Origin of the sequence: Streptomyces sp. cmx-18-6 (assembly GCF_046548915.1) — a bacterium.
GTDB lineage: Bacteria > Actinomycetota > Actinomycetes > Streptomycetales > Streptomycetaceae > Streptomyces.
This window is the reverse complement of sequence record NZ_JAEBEP010000012.1, coordinates 99,404-121,205: the sequence shown is the minus strand read 5'-3', so window position 1 is coordinate 121,205 and position 21,802 is coordinate 99,404. Positions and strand designations below refer to the sequence as shown.

The following is a 21,802-nucleotide window of genomic DNA, read 5'->3' as shown; positions in this document are numbered from 1 at the left end:
AGACGCGGAACCGGCCCTGCTCACCCGCGCACTGACCTGACTCACCCGGAACCCACCTGCTTCCGGCCCGGCCGAAGCGCGGCTCCCGGTCGGGGCCCCCTAGGCTGCCACCCGGCACCCGGCCCCGACCCAGGAGCGCGCACACCATGTTCGAACCCGCCCCGCACCACCCCTTTCCCGAGGCCCTCCGGCCGGACGAAACACCTGCGCCGCACCCGCTCCTCGCGCCGGTGCTCGGCCTCCTGGGCGTCTGGACGGGCCGGGGGCGCGGCGGATACCCGACGCTCGACGAGGAGTTCGCCTACGCACAGGAGGTCACGTTCAGCCACGACGGGCGCCCCTTCCTCCACTACGCGTCGCGCGCCTGGCTGCTCGACGCGGACGGCGCGCCGCTGCGGCCCTCGGCCCGGGAGAGCGGCTGGTGGCGGGTCCAGCCCGAGGGGCGGATCGAGGCGCTGATCACCCAGCCCACCGGCGTCGCGGAGATTCTGGTCGGCCGGACCGGCGACGGCGGCGTCGACCTCGCCACCCACGAGGTGGCGCTCACCCCCACGGCCAAGGAAGTCAACGCCACCCGTCGCCGCTTCACCCTGACCGACGACGACACGCTGTCCTACGTCCACGACCTCGCGGCGGTCGGCCGGCCGTTGCAGCACCACCTTTCGGCGGAACTTCGCCGCACCCTGTAGAAACGCCACGCCATGCCCCGTGATGCGACGCGGCGCGACGCGATGGTCGAGCCGGTGGATCGCTGTGCGTCGCTCCGCACACCGGCGGCATGGTTCCGGCTGTCCGGGGAAGACGTCCCGGACAGCTCTCGCGAAGGAGTGTCGCACCGGATGTCCATACCCAGTTACCCGCAGGAGCCGAGCGCCGACCGTCCCCAGTACAGCAGCCCGGAACCGGCCAGGTCCAACGGGTTCGCGGTCACCGCGCTGATTCTGGGGCTGGTCGCCTGCCTCCTCTTCTGGACGATCGCCGGAGGGCTCCTCCTCGGTGTGCTCGCGGTGGTGTTCGGTGTCGTCGCCGTGCTCCGCACCCGCCAGGGCCGGGCCCCGCGCCGGGTCATGGCGATCGTCGGCGCGGCTCTGGGCGCGCTCGGACTGATCGGCTCGGTCGTCGTCCTCATCATCGCCGTCTCGGTCTACAACTCCCCGGAGTTCAAGGAGTACGAGAGGTGCGCGGAGAGGGCGAACAGCCAGCCCGCCAGGGACCGGTGCGCGGAGGATCTCGGCGAGAGCCTGTTCCGCTGACCCCGAACGGCGGGGCGGCGGTTTGCGACCGCGGCCCGAGTTTGTGACGGTAGGGGGCGGGGAGTGATCTCCCTCACCGGACCGGACGGTCCGGCGGATCAAGTGCAGGCAACGAAGCAGAGGGAAGAGGAGGGGCCGATGTCCTCGAAGCGACGTCGTAAGAAGAAGGCTCGCCGCAAGAACGGCGCCAACCACGGCAAGCGCCCGCAGAGCTGAGGGCGGTCCGGGGGTTCGAGGGGCGGCACCGCACGGTGCCGCCCCTCGAACCTGTTCCCGTGCGGGCGCGGCGTCTTCGTACGGTCCGCGACGTCTTCGTACGGTCCGAGGTCTCTTCGTACGGTCCGAGGGGGGGCGACTTGTACGGTCCGAGGAGGGCGACTCGCACGATCCGAGGAGGGCGACTCGCACGGTCCGAGGGGCGACGCCGGGCCCGGCATCCCGCCGCGATGCCGGGGCGGGGCCGTGACACTCATAGGGTGACCCCATGTCTGCCACGTTGAGCTCCAAAAAGACCGCGGCCGCGCTCCGCACATCGGCGCGCGTCTCCGTCGAAGTGCTGCTGATCCTCCTGATGGCCGCCGTCGTCCTGTGGTTGCTGGGCAAGACGTGGCCGATCGTCTGGCCGCTCATAGTGGGTCTTCTGCTCACCACCCTGACCTGGCCGCCGGCCCGCTTCCTGCGCAACCGGGGATGGCGGCCCGCACCGGCCGCCGCGCTGGTGACCGTGCTGTTCCTCCTGGTCGGCGCCGGCACGATCGCGCTGATCGCGGTGCCGGTCGCCTCCCAGTCCGGTGAGCTGGCCGACGGTGTCGTCGAAGGCATCGGCCGGCTGCGCGACTGGGCCGCCGGGCCGCCGCTGAACGTCAGCGAGGCCCAGATCACCGGCGCCTTCGACGCCGCCGTCGACCGCATCGAGAACAGCGCGGGGAGCGTCGTCACCACAGCGGTCACCGGGGTGAGCACCGTATTCAGCGGCCTGATCACCGCCGTCCTCGCCCTCTTCCTGATGTTCTTCTTCCTCAAGGACGGACCGCGGTTCCTGCCGTGGCTCACCCGTCAGCTGCCCGGCCGGCTCTCCACCGACATCCCCGTCGTGGCCGAGCGCTGCTGGAACACGCTTGGTTCGTTCGTGCGCTCCCAGGCGTTCGTGGGTCTGCTCGACGCCGTCTTCATCGGCATCGGCCTGTGGATCCTCGATGTGCCCCTGGTGCTGCCGCTGGCGGTGCTGACGTTCGTCTCCGCGTTCGTGCCGATCGTGGGCGCGGTCTTCGCCGGTTTCGTCGCGGTCCTCATCGCGTTGGTCTCGAACGGGCTGACGGACGCGCTGATCGTGCTGGCGATCATCATCGCGGTGCAGCAGTTGGAGGGCAACGTCTTCCAGCCCATCATCCAGAGCCGCGGGCTCGGCCTGCACGCCGCGGTGGTCCTGCTGGCGGTGACGCTGGGCGGCAGCCTGGCCGGGGTGGTGGGCAGCCTCCTCGCGGTCCCGGTGGCGGCGTTGCTCGCGGTGATCTGGAACTACGTACGCGAGCAGCTCAGCGACCCGCCGCAGGAGCCGGAACCGCGGGACGAACAGGATCCGGAGCCGGGGCCGGACTCCGGCGAACCGGACGTCGCCGCCCCCGTCCCCTCGTAACAGCGCACACCGCACACCGCACTTGCCCCCCCGCGTCCCGCAGCACCCGCCGCGCCGGCGGGCGTGACGACGTAACCCGCCTTCCGCCGGGGGGCGTTGACCTCTTCGCGCGATTTCGTCCCCACCGGCCTGCCTCAGCACCACCGAGGCGGGCCGGTTTCCGTTTTCCGCATCCGGCCCCCGGCCTTCCCGCGACCGGCTCCCCGGCCGGCCCGCCGGGCGGTGGCGGGCGCGGCGGGACGTGGAGAGCTCGTACAGATTCGCTGCGCGGGTCTAGGCCCACGCTCCCCTCTTGCTATACCTTGCGTCTAATAAGCTTGCTAGACACCGCGTCTAACAAGCGAGGGCGGCGCTCGCGGGCCGGCGATCTCATCGGGCGGGAACGCGATGGGGCACGGGTCGGGCGGCGCCGGGTCGATCTCTCGAGTCAAGGAGCCGCACCATGTCAAGCAGCACCGTTCGGCCGGAGGACCAGGATCAGGACCGGGACCGGCTCACCGAGCAGGACGTCGCCCGACGACTGCTCGACTCGGCCGCCAAACTCTCGTACGACCCGGCCACGCAGGTCGACTGGGACACCCCGCTCGACCTCGACCACCACGGCGCGAGCCCCGAGTGGAGCACGCTGTACAACACCGCGTACTGGGGCGAGTTGACCGACGCGCAGCGCAAGGCGCTCACCCGTCAGGAAGCGGCGTCCGTCGCCAGCACCGGCATCTGGTTCGAGATGATCCTCCAGCAGATGGTGCTGCGCGACATGTACGCCAAGGACCCGACCGACCCCCGGTTCCAGTGGGCGCTCACCGAGGTCGCCGACGAGTGCCGCCACTCGATCATGTTCGCCCGGGGCGCGGCGAAGCTCGGCGCGCCGGCCTACCGGCCGCGCCGGCCCGTGGTGGAGCTGGGGCGGGCCTTCAAGACGCTGGCCTTCGGCGAGGCGGCGTACGCGGCGATACTCGTGGCCGAGGAAGTCCTCGACGTGATGCAGCGCGACTGGATGAGGGACGAGCGGGTCGCGCCGTTCGTGCGCACCATCAACAACATCCATGTCGTGGAGGAGTCGCGGCACATGAAGTTCGCCCGCGACGAGACCCGTAAGCGGCTGCGCGACGCGGGTGCGGTGCGGCGGCAGCTCAACGCCATCGTGGTGGCGATCGCCTCGTACTACATCGTCACCAGCATGGTGAACCGGGACGTCTACGCGAACGCGGGCCTGGACGCCAAGCGGGCCCGGTCCGAGGCCAGGGTCAACGAGCACCACAAGTCGCTGATGCGGTCCAGCTGTTCAGGACTGATGGAGTTCCTGGCCTCGGCCCGGCTGCTCACCAAGCCCGCCCTGTTCTTCTACAAGCGCGCCTCGCTGATCTGATCCGGGGCCGACGACCCGCGCCGACGATCCCCGACCACGACCCGAGACGACGAGATGACCTACGCGATCACCCAGACCTGCTGCAGCGACGCCACATGCGTCGCCGTGTGTCCCGTCAACTGCATCCACCCGACCCCCGAGGAGCGGGCGTTCGGGGCTACGGAGATGCTCTACGTCGACCCGGCGACCTGCATCGACTGCGGGGCCTGCGCCGACGCCTGCCCGGTCGACGCGATCTTCCCGGTGGACAGCCTCTTCGGGGCGCAGAAGGAGTACGCGGCCATCAACGCGGCCTACTACGCCGACCGGGAGCCCGAACCCGCCCCCGCCGGGCCGAACTTCCACACCTGGGGCGAGCCCTCCTTCGAACGCGGCCTGCCCTCCGACTTCGCCCCGATCCGGGTGGCTGTCGTCGGCACGGGACCCGCCGGCATGTACGCCGCCGAGGACCTGCTCCTGCACACCAACGCCGAGGTGACCCTCGTCGACCGGCTGCCGGTGGCGGGCGGTCTCGTCCGTTACGGAGTCGCGCCCGACCACCCCGCGACGAAGAAGGTGGGCGAGACCTTCGCGCGCTTCCACTCCCACCCCCGGGTGCGGATGCACCTGGGCGTCGAGGTCGGCAAGGACATCACCGCCCAGGAGCTCGCCGCGCACCATGACGCGGTGATCTACGCGGTCGGCGCCTCCACCGACCGCAGGCTCGGCATCCCCGGCGAGGACCTGCCCGGCAGCACGTCGGCCACCTCGTTCGTCTCCTGGTACAACGCCCATCCGGAAGTCGCGCCCGAGTCCGTGGCGCTCACCGCACAACGGGTGGTCGTCGTCGGCAACGGCAACGTCGCCCTCGACGTCGCGCGCATCCTCGTCACGGACCCGGAGGCGCTGGCCGGCACCGACATCGCCGACCACGCGCTCGCGGCGCTGCGGAAGTCGGACGTACGCGAAGTGGTCCTGCTCGGGCGGCGCGGCCCCGAGCACGCGGCCTGCACCGCGTCCGAGCTGCTCGCCCTGGGGCACCTGCCGGGCGTCGACCTGCTCGTCGACGACCACGACCCCCGGACCGGCGTCGCGATCGACGCGGCGGGCCCCGGCGAGAAGGCGGCCCTGCTGCGGGACGTGCCCCGCCGGACGGTGGACTGGTCACGTCCGCCGGAGCCCGGTCGGCGCATCGTCTTCCGCTTCCACTCCGCCCCGGTGGAGGTGCTCGGCGACGACGGCGTCACGGCGGTGCGCGTCACCACGGGCCCGGGGGAACAGGAGATCCCGGCGGGCCTGTTGCTGCGGGCGGTCGGCTACCGGGGGCTGCCGGTGCCGGGCCTCCCCTTCGACGAGGCGACCGGGACCGTGCCGCACGAGGGCGGCCGGGTGACGGGCATGCCGGGGACGTACGTCGTCGGCTGGATCAAGCGCGGACCGTCCGGCGGCATCGGAGCCAACCGCACCTGCGCGGCCGAGACCGTCGGAACGCTGCTGGCCGACGCGGTGGCGGGAACCCTCACATCGCCGGCCCACGCACCGGCGGCGTTCCGCCGCCTCGCCCGGAGCCGCGGCCGCGACGTCGTGGACGCCCGGGGGCTGGCCGCCATCGAGCGGGCGGAGGTGGCCCGGGGCCGGGAGCACGGCCGCCCGCGGGTCAAACTCGACACGGTGCCCGCCCTGGTGGCGGCGGCGAAGGGCCGCCGTCGTTGGAAGACGCCGAGCTGAGGGACCGCGGCGGTATCCGCACAAGGCTGGGGCTTCATCAGTCACCGACTGATGAAGCCCCAGCCTTCAGATGCTTCGAGGGCGGTCAAGGGCGACCGGGGACCGTCAGAGGTCTGACCGGACTTCAGGTCCTGAAAGCCTTTCGGGGCCGCCTTCGGCCGCCACCAGCTCGGCCAGTTTCTGGAATTCCCCCAGGTCGTAGTTGGCCAGCGCCGAATCGAGATTGGTCAGCGCGCCGAGGTGCTCCACAAAGCCCTGGGGGTCGTATTCGATCTGGAGGGCGACCCGGCTGGAATGGTCGTCGAGGCGGTGGAAGGTGACGACCCCGGCGTGGTGGACCCCTTCGGTCGTCTTCCACGCGATGCGGTTCTCCGGCACGACCTCGGTCAGCTCCGCGACGAACCTCTTGTCCGCACCCGGCAGAGACAACTGCCAGGCGAAACGCCGTTCGTCGAGCGGGTCGACCCGCTCGACGTGGCTCAGGAACCGCGGCCACTCGGTGACATCGCTCCACAGCGCCCAGGTCACGGAGACCGGGGCCTCGATGTCGACGGTCTCGACCAGCGAGGAGGACATGCACAACCACCTGCTTTCCCTCGGATGCGGCTTGCGCTGCCTAGTACCCGCATTCCTTCCGCCCACGCGGAGCCGACTGACGGAAAACCTTTATCAGGCGCATACTCGAAGTTAGTCGGCATTGTTTGGAGGACTCCATGATCGTCCTCGGTGTCATTCTGTTGGTGATCGGCCTCGTGGCCGGCATCTCCGTTCTCTGGACCATCGGCATCATCCTGGTCGCGGTGGGCCTCGTGCTGTGGCTCCTGGGGTCCATGGGCCGCGCGGTGGGCGGGAGGCGTCACTACTGGTAGAGCCGCCACTACGTGGAGTCGCACCACTGCCGGAAGTCGTGATTGTCAGTGGCCTCTCTTACGGTGTGAGCACTGGGACCCGCCGGAAAGCGGCGGGTCCGCCCTGGGGAGGGGACTGCCATGCCTGCCGCGTCCACGGTGTCGACGACGTATCTGGAGCTTTCACAAGAAGGCGCCGGAGCGCACAAGTTCTACGAGGTGACCGTCGACGGCCACGTGGTGACGGTGCGGTACGGGCGCATAGGCGCGGCCGGGCAGACGCAGACGTCCACGTTCGCCTCGGTCGCGAAGGCGCAGGCCGCAGCAGCGAAGAAGGTGGGGGAGAAGGTCCGCAAGGGCTACGCCCCGGCCGTCCCCGGCGGGCGCGCGCCACGCTCGGTGACCCGCCGCCAGGTGACGTCCGCCCCCTCGACCGCGCGTGCGGTCGCCCCCGTGCTGTGGCGGTTCCGTACGGGCTCCTCGGCGTTCGGCATCCACGTGGACGACGAGCAGTGCTGGGTGGGCAACCAGGCGGGCGACGTCTACACCCTGGACCACGACGGCGGCGTCCTCGCCCGCTTCAGTCTCCCGGACGGCGTGAAGTGCCTGGTCGCCGACGACTTCTGGATCTACGCGGGCTGTGACGACGGCCGGGTCTACGACCTCTCCTCCAAGCTGCCGTTCGCGGCGTACGACATCGCGGCAGACGTCGACATCTTCTGGCTCGACATCCATGAGGGCCTGCTGAACGTGTCGGACCGCGACGGCCGGCTGACCGTCATCGACCACGAGGACGAGCACCAGTGGGCGCGCCGCAGCCAGGGCGAGCACGCGTGGATGGTCCGCGCCGACGACCGGGCGGTCTACCACGGCCACCACCGGGGCGTCACGGCCTACTCCCCGGACGGCGGCGGCGAGCTGTGGCACACGCCCACCCGGGGCGGCGTCCTGTTCGGCTGGCAGGAGGACGACGCGGTGTACGCGGGGACGGCGCACCGGGCCGTCCAGCGGCTGTCGAAGTCCACCGGCGCGATCGAGGCGACCTACGCGTGCGACAGCGCGGTCTACTCGTGCGCCACCTCGCCCGGCGGGCGGTTCGTCTTCGCGGGCGACGCCTCCTCGTCGGTGTACTGCTTCGACCGGGACGGCACACGCCTGTGGAAGCTCGGCACGGGCGGCGGATCGGCGCTGTCCATGCAATACCGCGACGGGCGGCTGTATCTGGTCACGACCGATGGCTCATTGGTCTGCGTGGACGCGAGCGAGGCGGCCATCTCCGCGGCCCAGCAGGGCACGGTCCCCGCGCCCCGTGACGTCAAGCTGGCCGCGGCACTGCCGACCTACGCGCCCGCCACCGCCCCGGCGGCGGTCACCACCGTGACCCACGCCCCCGCCGGGGCGGTCGTCGTCGAATGCGTCCAGGACGCCGGCGGCCGGCTCCGGGTGCACGTGGTGTCCGGGGGCTACGACACGTCATGGAACGTTCAGTTCCCCCGCGCGATACGGCAGCCCGGCGCGCGGTACGTCGTGGACGCCCTGCACACGGCGGCCGGCGGCTTCTACCGGGTCCGGGGCGACATCCGACGACTCCAGTGAGCGCCCGCGCGGCCGGAGCCCTGTTCATGCGAGTGCAACGACAAGCGCATGTCCGGAGGAGGGGGACCCGGCCTATCGTGGACGGGTGACCCTCCCGGCGCTGTACCGCAGATTGCACGTGGACCTGGCGCGCACATGCGCGTCCCTCTGTTGACGAGCCGGCCTCCGCCTCCGTACGTCAACAGCCACGAGCACAGGGAGAGATGGGCATGACCACTGTCGCCGGCCACGAGATACGGCGCGTCGGACCGAGGATCGGCGCGGAGGTGACCGGCGTCGACCTGACGAAGGCCGTCGACACCGCGACCGCCGACCGGCTGCGCGAGGCGTTCGAGGAGCACAAGGTGCTGGTCTTCCGCGACCAGCACCTGACGCCCGATCAGCACGTCGAAGCCGTACGCCTCTTCGCGGAGCCGTTCGACCACCCCACCGCCGTGAAGGACGCGGCCAACCCGCTGGTCTATCCGTACAACGTCCGGCAGACCGGGAAAGCGAGCGCCTGGCACATCGGCGGGCTGTGGCGCAGTCCCGTCTTCGCCATCGAGTCGCTGACGTACGAGGAGGTGCCCGAGCTCGGCGGACACACCCTCTGGGCCGATCTCCAGGCGGCGTACGACGATCTGTCGGAGCCGTTCAAGGTGCTGCTCGAATCGGTGAGCGCCACCTATGACGCGGACCCGAAGAACTACGCCCAGGGCACGAAGCGCACCGCCGTCGCGGAGACCGTCGAACACCCGGTCGTCCTGAAGCACCCGGTCACCGGGCGCAGGGGACTGTTCCTCAGCACCTCGGCGATCGGGCTCACCGGCGTCACGCCGGAGGAGGGCAAGGTGCTGCTGGACCATCTGCTCCGGCACGCCTCGTCGCCGGACTACACCATCCGCTTCGGCTGGAGCCCCGGCGACTTCGTGCTGTGGGACAACCAGGCGACCTGGCACTACGCCGTGGACGACTACGGCGACGGCGCCCGCGTCTACCGCAAGGTGATCGGCGTGGAGCACCCCGAGGCCAGGGCGCGCGCCTTCTGACGCCCTGCTCATACGGTGAAGGGGTCGACGACCCCCTTCACCGCCTCCGGCTCCCGCCGCTCGCCGGGCGACGGGAGCCGGAGGCCGAGGCGCTCGTTCAGCCGGCGATTCCCCCCAGTTCCGCGTCGGGCGGCAGCACCCGGACGAGCTTGCGGTTGACGAACTCCCGCATCCCGAGCTTCGAGAGCTCCCGGCCGTAGCCGGAGCGCTTGATCCCGCCGAACGGCAGGTCGGCCCGGGTCGAGGTCGGGTGGTTCACCCAGACCATGCCGGTCTCCACCCGCTCGGCCACCCGGCGGCCCCGTTCCACGTCCGAGCAGAAGACGGATCCGCCCAGGCCGTACTGGCTGTCGTTGGCGAGCGCGACCGCCTCCTCCTCGTCCTCCACCCGGTAGATCACCGCGGCGGGGCCGAACAGCTCCTCCGCGTACGCCCGCATGCCGGGCTTCACTCCGGCGAGGATCGTCGGTTCGACGAAGGCCCCGGTCCGGTCGATCCGGTCGCCGCCGATCAGCAGCTCGGCCCCTTGGTCCACCGTCTCGCGGATCTGCTCGACCAGGTCCGAGGCCGCCTGCTCGGACGAGAGCGGCCCGAGCGTCGTCCCCTCGTCGGACGGATCGCCGGCCTCCAGCGCCGCGAAGCCCCGGCGCATCCCCTCGACGAAGTCGTCGTACACGTCCGCCAGCACGATGAACCGCTTGGACGCCACGCAGCTCTGCCCGGTGTTGGCCATCCGGCCGGCCACCGCCGCGCCGACCGTACGCTCCAGGCCCTCGCCGTCGAGCACGATGAACACGTCGCTGCCGCCCAGCTCCAGCAGGCTGGGCTTCATGTTGCGCCCGGCCCGTTCGGCGACCTGGGCCCCCGCCCGTTCGCTGCCCGTCAGCGACGCCCCCTTCACCACGGGGCTGTCGATGATGCGTGAGATCTCGTCATGGCTCACGAACAGATTCGTGTAGACGCCCTCGGGAGCACCCGCCTCCCGGAACAGCGCCTCCAGGGCGAGCGCGGACTGCGGACAGATGCCGGCGTGCTTGACCAGGACGGTGTTGCCCAGGACCAGGTTGGGGCCCGCGAAGCGCACCACCTGGTAGAGCGGGAAGTTCCACGGCATGACGCCGAGCAGGACGCCGAGCGGCTCGCTGACGAGATACGCCTCGCCCTCCTCGACGTCGAGCGGCTCGCGGGCCGCGAAACCGGGCCCGTGCTCCGCGTAGTACGCGAGGATCGACGCGGCGAGATCCACCTCTCCCCGCGCCTCGGAGATGAGCTTGCCCATCTCCAGGGTGATCAGCCGCGCCAGGGTCTCCTTGCGCTCCTTCATCAGCTCCGCGACGCGCCCGACCAGTGCGGCGCGGTCCTCGACGGCTCGCTTCCGCCACGCGCCGAAGGCGTCGTCCGCGGTCTCCAGAACCGCGTCCACCTCCGCGCCCTCGATGGTCGGGAACTCCGCGAGGGTCTCCCCGGTGTACGGATTGACGGTGGCGAACGAACTCTTGCGCTGCTCTGACATGGAATCTCCAGGACGACAGGTGCCACACGGGGCGGAACGTTGCGCTCCGCCTCCTGCGGGGTACCCGGCTCAGCCAGCAGAAAACAGGCCATATGCGTTTATATGATTAAGCACTGCCGGTGACCTGACGGATCACGGGAGGGGGAGGTTGACGAGCCGGAGATACCGCTCCCAGTCCCAGAGGGCTCCGGGATCGGTGTGGTCACTGCCCGGCACCTCGTGATGGCCGACGACGTGCGACCGGTCCTTGGGTATGCCGTGGCGTTCGCAGATGTCCGCGGTGAGCCGCGCCGAGCGCAGATACATCACGTCGGTGAAGTACTCCGGACGGTCCACCCACCCCTCGTGCTCGATGCCGATGCTGCGGGTGTTGAAGTCCCAGGCGCCCGCGTGCCACGCGATGTCCTGTTCCCGTACGCACTGGGCGACATGGCCGTCCCCGGAGCGCACCACGTAGTGGGCGGACACCCGCTTGGCCGGATTCTGGAAGATGCCGATCGTCGGGGTGAACATCTGCTGGGCGACATGGACGACGACGCGATCGATCCGGCGCTCGGAAGGGTGCGAGGGGACCGTGTAGTTCGCCGCGTCGGCCGGCGCCCAGAGCGCCGCCGGATAGTCCGCGACGGCGGCCGGATCCGCCACCGCCCGGGCCGGAGCGGGAACCACCGCGGCCGCCGCGGTGACGGCGGCGGCCTGGAGGAGCCTTCTGCGGTGCATCGTGCTCCTGCGGAGTCGGGGCCGGGGTGAGAGGCGGGCCGGGGCAGGGCCGCCCTACGGCGGTCGCGTACGGCCGAGGGCGGGCCGAGCCCGTCTCCCGCTGATGACGAGCGGAAGAAGGCTCCGGTTCCCGCCCGTTGCCGCCGGAACCCCGTGCGCCGGCCCCGCCGACGGGCCTCAGCTACCGGCCGAGGCCCCCGCGAGCACCCCCGCCAGCGCGCTCGCCGGATCGTCGTCCGCAGGCCCCGCGGGCGTCCAGCGGCCCCGCTCCTTGCGGTACGGCCACCACCGGCCGTCGCGGTCGTACCGGAGCTGTACGTCCGCGCCCGCCACGGTCCAGCGGGCCCGCCCCGCCCGCAACGGCGGCCGCTCGCCCTCCTCCCACGCCGACGCCAGCCGGGCGCGAGCCCGTGCCAGGGACTCCGGGTCCGGGTCCCACACCTCGTCCAGCACCGCCAGTGCGGCGACCCCTCCGTAGCGCCAGGCGCGCACCGCGGCCTCCAGCTCGGCGCGCGGCCGGCCGGAGCCCGTGGCCAGCCGCGCCGCGATCGACGGCTCGGGGCGGGCGTCGGCGGCCAGCCGCACCGCGTCCTGCTCCGCCGTCAGCCCCACCGCGACCGGCTGCCGTTCATGCCCCGGCGCCAGCGCCTCCACCAGCATCCGATGGGCCCGTACGGCGCTGTCGGCGGCCAGGACCTCCAACGCCGCCGGGTCGAGGCCGGGCGGCGGGCCCGCCTCCGTGTCGAGCGACGGCGGCAGTCCCGGTCCCTCGGGCGCCGCCGGGGGAGCGGGGAGCGGCGGCAGGATCGACCCACCGGCGAACGCCTCACCGGCCGGAACCCCGTACCCCTCCCGATCCCCGCCCTCCGGCGCGTCGCCGCCCTTCGCACCCCGCACCGCACGGGCGGCGCTGCGCACCTGGAGCTCGTCCAGCAGCCGCCGCTCGCCGCGCCCCCGCATCAGCAGCAGCACGAACGGGTCCTCGTCCAGCAGCCGCGCCACCTGATAGCACAGGGCCCCCGAGTGCGGGCAGTGGTCCCAGGTCCCGCACGTGCACTCCGGCTCCAGATCACCGATGCCGGGCAGCAGATCCACCCCGGCGCCCGCCGCGTCCTCCACCAGAAGCGGCGGCATCTCCCGGTCCAGCAGCGCCGCGATGTGCCCGGCCCGGTCCACCGCCATGCCGAGGAAGTGGTCCCACGCCTCGTCGCTCAACTCCTGGAGCAGCACATCGCTCCGGTGGTCCGTGCCGTCCCGGTCCCGTACGACGGCCGTGATCCGGCCGGGGCGCACGGAGACCGCCCCGACACCGCCCTCCCGGGCCAGCCGCCGCCCCTTCTTGAGCTGCTGACCGTCCAGGGCGGTGTCCTCCAGCGCCTTGAGCCACGCCCGGCCCCACCAGGACACGGCGAAACCCCGGCCCGGCGGGGGCGGCAGCGGCGCGAACGTACGCTCCGCCCCACTGCCGGCGTCCGTCCCGCACTCGTGATCGAAGTCGTCGTCGCTCATCGTGCGCCCCCTCGCAGCATGACCAGATCGGCCAGTTCCGCATCGGTCAGTTCGGTCAGTGCGGCCTCCCCGGAGCCGAGCACCGCGTCCGCGAGCCCCTGCTTGCGGGCGAGCATCTCCGCGATCCGGTCCTCGATCGTGCCCTCGGCGATCAGCCGGTGCACCTGCACGGGCTGGGTCTGCCCGATCCGGTACGCCCGGTCCGTCGCCTGCGCCTCGACCGCCGGGTTCCACCAGCGGTCGAAGTGCACGACATGACCGGCCCGGGTGAGGTTGAGCCCGGTGCCCGCCGCCTTCAGGGACAGCAGGAACACCGGGGCCTCGCCCGCCTGGAAGCGGTTCACCATCTCCTCGCGGCGCGCCACCGGCGTACCGCCGTGCAGGAACTGCGTACGCACCCCGCGCGCCGCCAGATGCTCCTCCAGCAGCCGGGCCATCCGCACGTACTGCGTGAACACCAGGACGGAGCCCTCCTCCGCCAGGATCGTGTCCAGGAGCTCGTCCAGCAGCTCGACCTTCCCCGAGCGGCCCGCGATCCTCGGCCGCTCCTCCTTCAGGTACTGCGCCGGGTGGTTGCAGATCTGCTTCAGCGCCGTCAGCAGCTTCATCACCAGCCCCCGCCGCTCGAACCCGTCCGCGCCGGCGATCTCGGCCAGCGTCTCGCGGACCACCGCCTCGTACAGCCCGGTCTGCTCGGTCGTCAGCGACACCGCCCGGTCGGTCTCCGTCTTCGGCGGCAGCTCCGGCGCGATCCCCGGATCGGACTTGCGGCGGCGCAGCAGGAACGGGCGCACCAGGGCCGCGAGCCGCTCGGCGGCCTCCGGGTCGTTGCCGCCCTCGACGGCCGCGGCGTACCGGCTGCGGAAGGTCCCGAGCCGGCCCAGCAGCCCGGGCGTCGTCCAGTCCAGGATCGCCCACAGCTCGGAGAGGTTGTTCTCCACCGGGGTGCCGGTCAGCGCGACGCGGGCCCGGGCGCCGATGGTGCGCAACTGCTTGGCCGTCGCCGCATGCGGGTTCTTGACGTGCTGCGCCTCGTCGGTGACGACCATGCCCCAGGACGCGGCGGCCAGTCGGGCGGCGTCCAGACGCATCGTGCCGTACGTCGTGAGGACGAACTCGCCGTCCACCAGGCCCTCCAGGGAACGCGCCGTGCCGTGGAAGCGGCGTACGGGAGTGCCCGGGGCGAACTTCTCGATCTCCCGCTGCCAGTTGCCCATCAAGGAGGTCGGGCAGATCACCAGCGTCGGGCCGGCCGCGTCCGGGTCGCTCTGCCGGTGCAGATGCAGGGCGATGAGCGTGATCGTCTTGCCCAGGCCCATGTCGTCGGCGAGGCAGGCGCCGAGGCCGAGCGAGGTCATGGTGTTCAGCCAGTTCAGACCGCGCAGCTGATAGTCCCGCAGCGTCGCGGTGAGCGCCTCCGGCTGCTCGATCGACTGCTGAGCCGCGGACTCCGGATCGGCCAGCCGCTTGCGCAACCGCTCCAGCCGGCCCGTCGCCGCCACCTCGATGCGGCGTCCGTCCACCTCGGTGGAGCCGGTCAGCGCCGCGCCCAGCGCGTCGATGGGCGTGACCTTGTGGTCCTGGGCCAGCCGCGCCCGGCGCGCCTCCTCCGGGTCGATGAGGACCCACTGGTCGCGCAGCCGCACGATCGGCCTGCTGGACTCCGCGAGCCGGTCCAGCTCCTCGCGGCTCAGCTTCCGGTCGCCGAGCGCGAACGACCAGTCGAACGCGAGCAGGGCGTCGGCGGAAAGGAACGAGGGTGCGCCGGCGGCGGCCCGCCCCCGACTGCCGTCACCGTCCGCGCCCTCTTCATCCCCACTGGCACCGTGCTCGTCTGCCGGGCCGATCACCGCGCGTGCGGTCAGCTTCCCGACCAGTTGCCGGGGCCAGTGCACCTGCACGCCTGTGGCGGCCAGGGCGCGCGAGGCGGGCCCCAGCAGCTCGGCGATCTCCTCGTCGGCCGGCTCCACCGCGTCCGGTACGGCGGCGGACAGCAGCGGCGCCAGCGGCGGCCAGGCACGGGCGGCGCGGCGCAGGGCGAGGAGGGCGTCCATCCGGGCCCCCGGCCCGAACGCCGTGGCGTTGCGCGTGCCGCCCGCCCAGACCTCGGCCGCGTCGGCGACCAGGGAGGGGTCGCTGACGCTGTGGATCTGGAGCACAGCGCGGAACGAGGGGCCCGCGGCGTCATAAGAAGTGTCCTGGCGAGGAGCGGTGCCGTAAGAAGTGTCCTCGCGAGGGGCGTTGCCGTAAGAAGTCCCCTGGTGAGGAAGGTCCTTGTAAGGAGGGCCTTCGTCGCCCGGCGAGGCCGCCCCGATGACCTCGATACGCAAGGAGAGCCGGACGCCCGCGTCGTGACCGGCCGCCACATCGGCGGCCCAGGCCCGCCCCTCGGGCAGCCGCTGCGGTTCCCGGGCGGCGAACGCCGGACCCGCGGCGGCGAACCCGGCGGCGGGCGTCCGGGGCAGCTCGTCGGCCACCGCGTCGAGGAACGCCCGCAGCAGCCGTTCCGGCTCGGGCAGCAGCAGCGGCCCGCCCGCCTCCGCACCGGTCTCCAGCGGTGTCGCGTGCGCGGCCGGCGGCATCGACGCGGCGAGCTCCCGGACCCGTTCCAGGTCCTCGGCGGCCAGCGGCCCGACCCGCCAGGCGTCATGGCCGGCGGGGCTCAGCCCGGGCAGCAGGAGCCCGCGGGCCACGAACTGAAGGGCCAGCAGCGCGGCGGCCCCCCAGAAGGCGGTCGCGGGAGAGGCCGGCCCGCCGGCCCGTGCCCGCGTCAGCACCGGCAGGGCGTCCCGTACGGGAAGGTGCAGCGCGGGTACGGCACGGTGCTGGAGGCCGGGGTCGACGACGATGAGCTCCGACGAGGCCCCGAGGCCCTCGGGAGGGGTGCTACCGTCCGGATTCCAGAAGGCGATCAGGCCGGTACGGGCCGGATCTGCGGGGATGAAGACTGCGGAGCAGCGGGACAGTTCGGAGATCTCGGAAGGCGTTGCCGCAGGGTGCCGTTGCACAGCGATGCAGATTCCTCAAACTTGACTAGTGGGTCAGGGTCGCCGAGGGTACCCCACTCCCTGCCGCGCCGTGCCGATGCACACCGTGATCCACCTCACTCATCGCCGCCCCCGGTGTCGAGGGTGCAGCCAGCACCACCATGGGGCGCTGGGGCCTTCCCCCGCAGGAGCGGGGTGGTGGCGTCATGGTCCCCGGGAGCCTCCGCTCCGTACGTTCTATGAGGTCAGCGCCGCTATGTTCCAGAGACCGGAGACTTCATGCCCCAGGCGACAGCCACCGTTGCGGATCCCGCCGGTGACAGCGGTTCGAAGCGTCCCGGCTCCCCGGCCCCCGGGAGTGATTTCGCCCCGCTGCTCCGTGCCGTCAGGGGGCAGGGCCTCCTGGAACACCGACCCGGACGGTACGCGATCAGCATCGCGGCCAACCTGGTGGCCCTGGGCGCGGTGATCGCCGCGTTCGTCCTGCTGGGAGACACCTGGTGGAGTTTGTTCCTGGCCCTTCCGCTGGCGGTCCTGTGGACCCGGACGGCCTTCGTCGCCCATGACGCGGGCCACTCCCAGATATCCGGCCACCGCACGGTCGGCAGGCTGATCGGCCTGGTGCACGCCAATCTGCTCCTCGGCATGAACGAAGCCTGGTGGAACGACAAGCACGTACGGCACCACGCCAACCCCAACCACGTCGACAAGGACCCCGACGTCGGCGTCGGCGCCCTGGTCTGGACGCAGAAGCAGGCGGCCCAGCGGGAGGGATTCGCCCGCTGGCTGACCCGCAACCAGGCCCGCCTGTTCTTCCCGATGCTGCTGCTCGAAGGCATCGCGCTGAAGATCTACGGATTCCAGTTCCTGCGCCGCCAGCCGGCCGGGGAGCGGGTCCTCTCGGCCCTGCTGATGACCGCGCATCTCGCCCTGTACGCGACTCTGCTGTCGGCCGTCCTCTCCCCGGGCAAGGCCGTCGTCTTCGCTCTGGTGCTGCACGCGCTGTTCGGACTCCACCTGGGACTGGCCTTCGCCCCGAACCACAAGGGCATGGAGATGCCCGACCCGGACGGGGACCGCTGGGGCCACCTCCAGCGCCAGGTCCTGACCTCGCGCAATGTGCGCGGCACGCTGCTCACCGACTGGTTTCTCGGCGGCCTGAACTACCAGATCGAGCACCACCTCTTCCCGAGCATGCCGCGCCCCCACCTGCGGCTGGCGCAGCCCCTGGTCAAGGCGCACTGCCGGAGCATCGGGATGCCGTACGCGGAAACCGGACTCGTCGAGTCCTACCGGCAGGCGCTGGCCCACATGCACGAGGTCGGCGAGCCGCTGCGAGGCGAGCCGCCGCGATGAGGGGCGACACGAGGAGCGGCGCGGGGAACATCACGGGGAACGTAAGGGCGCGCAGGCGCGTTGACGGAACAGGAGCGGCGCCGGCCGCGAAGGAGGCGTGGACCATGTCGAACGGTGCGAAGGTCGCTGTCGCGGGAGTGGTGGCGGCAGCCGTCCTATGGCCCCTGATCGGATTCTGGTGGGCGCTGCTGGTGGTGATCGGCGTCCCCGCCGCGGGCTACCTGCTGCTGGACCCGTCCCAGCGGCGCAGGCTCCGCAGGATCAACCGCAGGCAGATCGGCCGCTGAGCCGGACGCGGCGACCACCGGGCCCCGGCCTGCACCGGGACCCGGACGGCGCTCTGCGTTCTCCGCGCCGCGGTCCCGGTCTCCCCGTCACGCCGGACGCGCGGCGAGAGCGTCCAGCGCCTTCAGCAGGCCCGGCAGGTGCTGCCCGCGTCCCACGGGCAGCACCTCGCCCGGCTCCTCGTCCAGCAGGATGAACGCGATGTCGTCGGTCCTGGCGACCATCGACCACCCCGGTCCGTCGACACGCAGAGTGCGTGCGTCGGCGGACGCGAAGGCGGACCGGATCCGGCCGGGCGGCGGGGGAGCCGCCGTCGTATAGGCGAGAGCCTCCGACAGAGCCCGCCGTACGCCGGGGTGCCGGCCACCGTCCCCCGCCAGGTCGGCGGCGACTGCTCCACCGTCCCCCGGCTCGGCCGTCCCCTCCGTGTCCCCGGGGCCCTCCCCGCCCGGCCGGACGAACTCCGCGTCGTCGATCTGCTCCCGCCACAGCGCCCACTGCCCCGCGATCTCGTCGGCCCCCAGCCGCCGCTGCGCGGGACCCCAGACGCCGGTGTCCGGAGGCGTCAACGGGGCAGGGCCGACCCCGTCCGTCCGCGGGTCGTGCGGGGCGGGCACACCGGGCGCCGCGACCGCCACGGCGAGCGGCCAGCCGGGCAGCGCGCACAGCACGGTGCGGTCGTCGGGCGAGAGGTCGTGCTCCATGCCGCAGTCCCACGCGGCGATGGCCACCGCCACCAGGGAGACGTCCTCGACCACCACGGTCCACCGGGCCCCGTCGCCGTCCTGCCCGAGGACGAGGCCGTAGCCCTCCTCGTACGGTTCGAGGGACAGCGCAGCGCACGCGGCCGCGTAGTCGTCACCCAGCACGCTCGGGAACCGTCCGGGAGTCAGCAGCACCGCGGTCAGCACAAGCAGCGCGTCGTCGTCGGCGTCCGCACCGGCCACAGTGTCCTCCTCGCCCCGTATCCCTCTATCGCTCAGCCACCCGTCGCGTCGCCCGGGCCCGCCTCGCTTCTTCCGTCGGCGCACCTTAACTACTCGGTAACCCTGTCGTCGAGGCCCTGACAAGCACGCTCGAACGGGATTCGTACGGGTGTGGGGAAGGCGCACGGGCAGGTCCGGGGCGGCTCCTGGACTGCCCGGAAGGCCCGGGACCCAGGAGGCGATCCGCGTAAGGTTGGGCCTCCGCACGAGCAAGGGGAGAGCATGGTGACGCGGTACGACCGGCTGAAGGAGATTCAGCGACTCGACCCGGAGCGGGACTTCTTGGAGATCTACCGCCTCACCGTCACCTACGAGTTCCCCTGGGACATCACCCGCGCGCTCGAACTGGCCCTGTACCGCACGTATGCCGTGCCCAGCATCGGACGACTCCTCGACGAGACGGCACAGTTGACGGAGCGTTCGCAGAAGCGGTACGACGACACCGCGCTGCTCCTCGACACCGTGGTGGAGCACGGATTCGACACCGAGGAGGGGCGCACGGCCGTCCGCCGCATCAACCAGATGCACCGCAGTTACGACATCAGCGACGACGACATGCGCTACGTCCTGTGCACCTTTGTGGTCACCCCGAAGCGCTGGCTTGACGACTTCGGCTGGCGTCGGCTCTCCGACCACGAACTGCGGGCCTTCGCCGCCTACTACCGCACCCTGGGCGCGCGGATGGGGATCAAGGACGTCCCCCGGACCTACGAGGACTTCGAGCGCACCCTCGACACCTATGAGCGCGAGCACTTCGGCTGGGACGAGGGAGCCCGCCGGGTCTCCGACGCCACCCTGGCGCTCATGGGGTCCTGGTACCCGGCCCCGCTGGCCCCCGTGGTGCGCGGGGCGAGCCTCGCACTCCTGGACGACTCGCTGCTGAGGGCGTTCCGGTACGAGCGCCCGGGACCGGTGGCCCGTGGGCTGACCCGGGGCGCGCTCCGGCTGCGGGCCCGCGCCGTCCGGCTCCTGCCGCCCCGGCGCAAGCCGCACTACGCGCGCCAGAACCCGGAGATCAAGGGCTACCCGGACGGTTACGAGATCGCCGCACTCGGTACGTTCCCCACCCCGGGCGTCCGCGGCTGCCCGGTCCCCGGCCACGGGCGGCCTTCACGGACGCCCGCCGAGTGATTCCGGGGCGGTCTGCGGCCACCTGAGCCCGCCCCCCGCCTCCTCGGCCCCCGTTCGTCAGGGGCGGCGTACGGCGAGGGCGAGGAAGCGGTCGTCCTCGTCGGTGTAGGAGTCCAGCCGCCATCCGGAACCGGCCAACAGCGCCCGCAGCCTGGGTTCCGCCCGAAGATCGTCGTCGGTGATGACGCGCCCCTGCCGGGCGGCCAACGCGGCCCGGCCGATCGGGTGGAACAGGGCCAGCATCCCGCCCGGCCGCACCACCCGGGCGAGCTCCGCCAGATCGGCCCCGGGCCGGGCCAGATGCGAGATCAGCCCGGCCCCGAACACGGCGTCCAGCGCCCCCTCGCGCAACGGCAGCCGCGAGACGTCGGCGCGGAGGAGCAGCGTCCCGCCGGCGTCCCGCCCCGCCCGCACCGCTGCCTCCAGCATGGCCGGGGTGAGGTCGGCGCCCAGCACCGTACCGCGCGGACCGACGACCGCACGCAGGGCCGGGAGCGCGCGCCCGGTGCCGCAACCCGCGTCGAGGACGGCGTCCCCGGGCCGCAGCCCGAGCAGACCGGCCGCGGCGGCGTACGCCGGGCCGTCGTCGGGGAACCGGCTGTCCCAGTCGGCCGCGCGCGGGGTGAAGAAGTCCAGGACATGGGCGCGGTGATGAGCGTGTGCGGGGTCATCGGTCATGCGGACATGATCGCGCAGCCGACGTCGGAACGTCATGCTGGGGACCGGCGTCGAAGACGTGACGCCGGGGAGCCCGCTGTCGGAACGCAACGCCGGGGAGCCGCCGGTTCGGGCCCCGACGCCCCCTGCCTCCGGGGCGGGGTCGCCGGGCGCCCCGGAGGCGTCCTGATCAGACGTTGACGCCGTAGTCGGACGCGATGCCGGCGAGCCCGGAGGCGTACCCCTGACCGACAGCGCGGAACTTCCACTCCGCGCCGTGCCGGTACAGCTCGCCGAAGACCATCGCGGTCTCGGTGGAGGCGTCCTCGCTCAGGTCGTAGCGGGCCAGCTCCACCCCGTTCGCCCGGTTCACCACGCGGATGAACGCGTTGCGCACCTGGCCGAAGCTCTGGCCCCGGCTCTGGGCGTCATGGATCGAGACCGGGAACACGATCTTCGCGACCTCGACGGGGACCGACGCGAGGTCGACCTCGACCGACTCGTCGTCCCCCTCGCCCTCGCCCGTCAGGTTGTCACCGGTGTGACGGACGGAGCCATCGGGGCTGTTGAGATTGTTGTAGAAGACGAAGTGGGCGTCGGAGAGGACCTTGCCCGCCTCGGAGCACAGCAGCGCACTGGCATCCAGATCGTGATCGGCTCCGGTCGTGGTCCGGACGTCCCATCCGAGGCCGACCGTGACGGCGGTCAGGCCGGGGGCCTCCTTCGACAGGGAGACGTTGCCGCCCTTCGCCAGGCTCACACCCATGTACTTCCTCCAGTGTTCTGTCTGTGTTCCGTCGGTCCGCATGTGTGATCGATCGGACGATCCCTTGATCCTGCGATCCGTGCTGTGTCGCTGTCACTACATGTGGCCGCTACTGATACGAACGCTCCGCGCGGCCCGCGGGGTTCCCGGATTGCGCAAGCCGTGAAATGAACGCTCGCGCAAGCCCTGAAAATGAACCGCGGCCGAGTGCCGGTCCGGGGGGCCGGGCACAGGGGGAGACGTCAGCGGGTCTCGTCGTCCTTCATGGCCTTTGCCTCGCTCTTGAGGATGCGCATCGACTTCCCCAGGGCGCGGGCGGTGTCCGGCAGCTTCTTCGAACCGAAGAGCACGACCACCACGACGGCCAGGATCAACAGGTGCCAGGGCTCCAGGCCGTTGCGCAACATTCTGGTCCCGCCCTTCTCTCCGTCCACGCGACAACAGTTGCCGCTTTG

21 protein-coding genes are annotated in these 21,802 nt (G+C 71.9%); 12 read left to right on the top strand and 9 right to left on the bottom strand.

Going from position 1 to position 21,802, the window contains the following annotated elements; translation table 11 throughout:
- The first annotated feature begins 146 nt into the window (after window positions 1-146).
- From ACLJPL_RS26125 to ACLJPL_RS26100, 6 genes are all read left to right on the top strand, one after another.
- Entirely contained in the window at window positions 147-689 is a 543-nt protein-coding gene (locus ACLJPL_RS26125; protein ID WP_411083382.1) for an FABP family protein, read from the top strand.
- Window positions 690-839: 150 nt separating this feature from the next.
- Entirely contained in the window at window positions 840-1,253 is a 414-nt protein-coding gene (locus ACLJPL_RS26120) for a DUF4190 domain-containing protein (RefSeq protein WP_411083381.1), read from the top strand.
- Between the two features lie 138 nt (window positions 1,254-1,391).
- Complete coding sequence (locus tag ACLJPL_RS26115; RefSeq protein WP_370454205.1) at window positions 1,392-1,469, top strand: 50S ribosomal protein bL37; 78 nt, start codon at window positions 1,392-1,394, stop codon at window positions 1,467-1,469.
- Window positions 1,470-1,737: 268 nt separating this feature from the next.
- Window positions 1,738-2,889 (top strand): AI-2E family transporter, encoded by a 1,152-nt coding sequence (locus ACLJPL_RS26110; RefSeq protein ID WP_411083380.1) that lies wholly within the window; start codon window positions 1,738-1,740, stop codon window positions 2,887-2,889.
- A 442-nt stretch (window positions 2,890-3,331) separates the two neighbouring features.
- Window positions 3,332-4,258 carry an AurF N-oxygenase family protein gene (locus tag ACLJPL_RS26105; protein WP_411083379.1) on the top strand — a complete coding sequence of 309 codons (927 nt, stop codon included), beginning with the start codon at window positions 3,332-3,334 and terminating at the stop codon, window positions 4,256-4,258.
- Window positions 4,259-4,312: 54 nt separating this feature from the next.
- Window positions 4,313-5,965: an FAD-dependent oxidoreductase gene (locus ACLJPL_RS26100; RefSeq protein ID WP_411083378.1), complete on the top strand. Its 1,653-nt coding sequence runs from the start codon at window positions 4,313-4,315 to the stop codon at window positions 5,963-5,965.
- A 105-nt stretch (window positions 5,966-6,070) separates the two neighbouring features.
- On the opposite strand, the gene ACLJPL_RS26095 is transcribed toward ACLJPL_RS26100, so the two are convergent.
- Window positions 6,071-6,541, bottom strand: coding sequence for an SRPBCC family protein (locus tag ACLJPL_RS26095; protein ID WP_411083377.1), 471 nt, complete (start codon window positions 6,539-6,541; stop codon window positions 6,071-6,073).
- Window positions 6,542-6,678: 137 nt separating this feature from the next.
- On the opposite strand from ACLJPL_RS26095, the gene ACLJPL_RS26090 reads away from it, so the two are divergent.
- The 3 genes from ACLJPL_RS26090 to ACLJPL_RS26080 all read left to right on the top strand — a co-directional run bounded on the left by ACLJPL_RS26090 (window position 6,679) and on the right by ACLJPL_RS26080 (window position 9,437).
- A complete protein-coding gene (locus tag ACLJPL_RS26090) occupies window positions 6,679-6,834 on the top strand; it encodes a DUF6131 family protein (RefSeq protein WP_411083469.1) in 156 nt (51 codons plus the stop codon).
- Between the two features lie 120 nt (window positions 6,835-6,954).
- On the top strand, window positions 6,955-8,409 hold the full coding sequence (locus tag ACLJPL_RS26085) for a WGR domain-containing protein (RefSeq protein ID WP_411083376.1): 1,455 nt from the start codon (window positions 6,955-6,957) through the stop codon (window positions 8,407-8,409).
- Window positions 8,410-8,618: 209 nt separating this feature from the next.
- Complete coding sequence (locus ACLJPL_RS26080; RefSeq protein ID WP_411083375.1) at window positions 8,619-9,437, top strand: TauD/TfdA dioxygenase family protein; 819 nt, start codon at window positions 8,619-8,621, stop codon at window positions 9,435-9,437.
- Window positions 9,438-9,534: 97 nt separating this feature from the next.
- Here the strand turns inward: ACLJPL_RS26080 and ACLJPL_RS26075 are convergent, their stop codons facing one another.
- The 4 genes from ACLJPL_RS26075 to ACLJPL_RS26060 all read right to left on the bottom strand — a co-directional run bounded on the left by ACLJPL_RS26075 (window position 9,535) and on the right by ACLJPL_RS26060 (window position 16,187).
- Entirely contained in the window at window positions 9,535-10,950 is a 1,416-nt protein-coding gene (locus ACLJPL_RS26075; RefSeq protein ID WP_411083374.1) for an NAD-dependent succinate-semialdehyde dehydrogenase, read from the bottom strand.
- 132 nt (window positions 10,951-11,082) lie between these two features.
- The gene (locus ACLJPL_RS26070; protein WP_411083373.1) at window positions 11,083-11,670 is read right to left on the bottom strand and encodes an N-acetylmuramoyl-L-alanine amidase; all 588 of its coding nucleotides are present in this window, start codon (window positions 11,668-11,670) and stop codon (window positions 11,083-11,085) included.
- A 177-nt stretch (window positions 11,671-11,847) separates the two neighbouring features.
- Window positions 11,848-13,179, bottom strand: a complete 1,332-nt coding sequence (locus ACLJPL_RS26065) for an SWF or SNF family helicase (protein ID WP_411083372.1) — start codon at window positions 13,177-13,179, stop codon at window positions 11,848-11,850.
- Complete coding sequence (locus tag ACLJPL_RS26060; protein ID WP_411083371.1) at window positions 13,176-16,187, bottom strand: DEAD/DEAH box helicase; 3,012 nt, start codon at window positions 16,185-16,187, stop codon at window positions 13,176-13,178. The genes ACLJPL_RS26065 and ACLJPL_RS26060 overlap by 4 nt, the downstream gene beginning before the upstream one ends.
- A gap of 258 nt (window positions 16,188-16,445) precedes the next feature.
- Here ACLJPL_RS26060 and ACLJPL_RS26055 point away from each other — a divergent pair, with 258 nt between their 5' ends.
- Together ACLJPL_RS26055 and ACLJPL_RS26050 are read left to right on the top strand one after the other, a co-directional pair.
- Window positions 16,446-17,522: a fatty acid desaturase family protein gene (locus ACLJPL_RS26055; RefSeq protein ID WP_411083370.1), complete on the top strand. Its 1,077-nt coding sequence runs from the start codon at window positions 16,446-16,448 to the stop codon at window positions 17,520-17,522.
- 104 nt (window positions 17,523-17,626) lie between these two features.
- Entirely contained in the window at window positions 17,627-17,809 is a 183-nt protein-coding gene (locus ACLJPL_RS26050) for a hypothetical protein (RefSeq protein ID WP_411083369.1), read from the top strand.
- A gap of 87 nt (window positions 17,810-17,896) precedes the next feature.
- On the opposite strand, the gene ACLJPL_RS26045 is transcribed toward ACLJPL_RS26050, so the two are convergent.
- A complete protein-coding gene (locus ACLJPL_RS26045) occupies window positions 17,897-18,754 on the bottom strand; it encodes a hypothetical protein (protein ID WP_411083368.1) in 858 nt (285 codons plus the stop codon).
- A gap of 261 nt (window positions 18,755-19,015) precedes the next feature.
- On the opposite strand from ACLJPL_RS26045, the gene ACLJPL_RS26040 reads away from it, so the two are divergent.
- Entirely contained in the window at window positions 19,016-19,924 is a 909-nt protein-coding gene (locus ACLJPL_RS26040) for an oxygenase MpaB family protein (protein ID WP_411083367.1), read from the top strand.
- A gap of 57 nt (window positions 19,925-19,981) precedes the next feature.
- On the opposite strand, the gene ACLJPL_RS26035 is transcribed toward ACLJPL_RS26040, so the two are convergent.
- From ACLJPL_RS26035 to tatA, 3 genes are all read right to left on the bottom strand, one after another.
- The gene (locus ACLJPL_RS26035; protein ID WP_411083366.1) at window positions 19,982-20,602 is read right to left on the bottom strand and encodes a class I SAM-dependent methyltransferase; all 621 of its coding nucleotides are present in this window, start codon (window positions 20,600-20,602) and stop codon (window positions 19,982-19,984) included.
- A 169-nt stretch (window positions 20,603-20,771) separates the two neighbouring features.
- Complete coding sequence (locus ACLJPL_RS26030; protein WP_411083365.1) at window positions 20,772-21,347, bottom strand: TerD family protein; 576 nt, start codon at window positions 21,345-21,347, stop codon at window positions 20,772-20,774.
- 242 nt (window positions 21,348-21,589) lie between these two features.
- Window positions 21,590-21,754: a Sec-independent protein translocase subunit TatA gene (gene tatA, locus ACLJPL_RS26025; RefSeq protein WP_411083468.1), complete on the bottom strand. Its 165-nt coding sequence runs from the start codon at window positions 21,752-21,754 to the stop codon at window positions 21,590-21,592.
- Window positions 21,755-21,802: the final 48 nt, after the last annotated feature.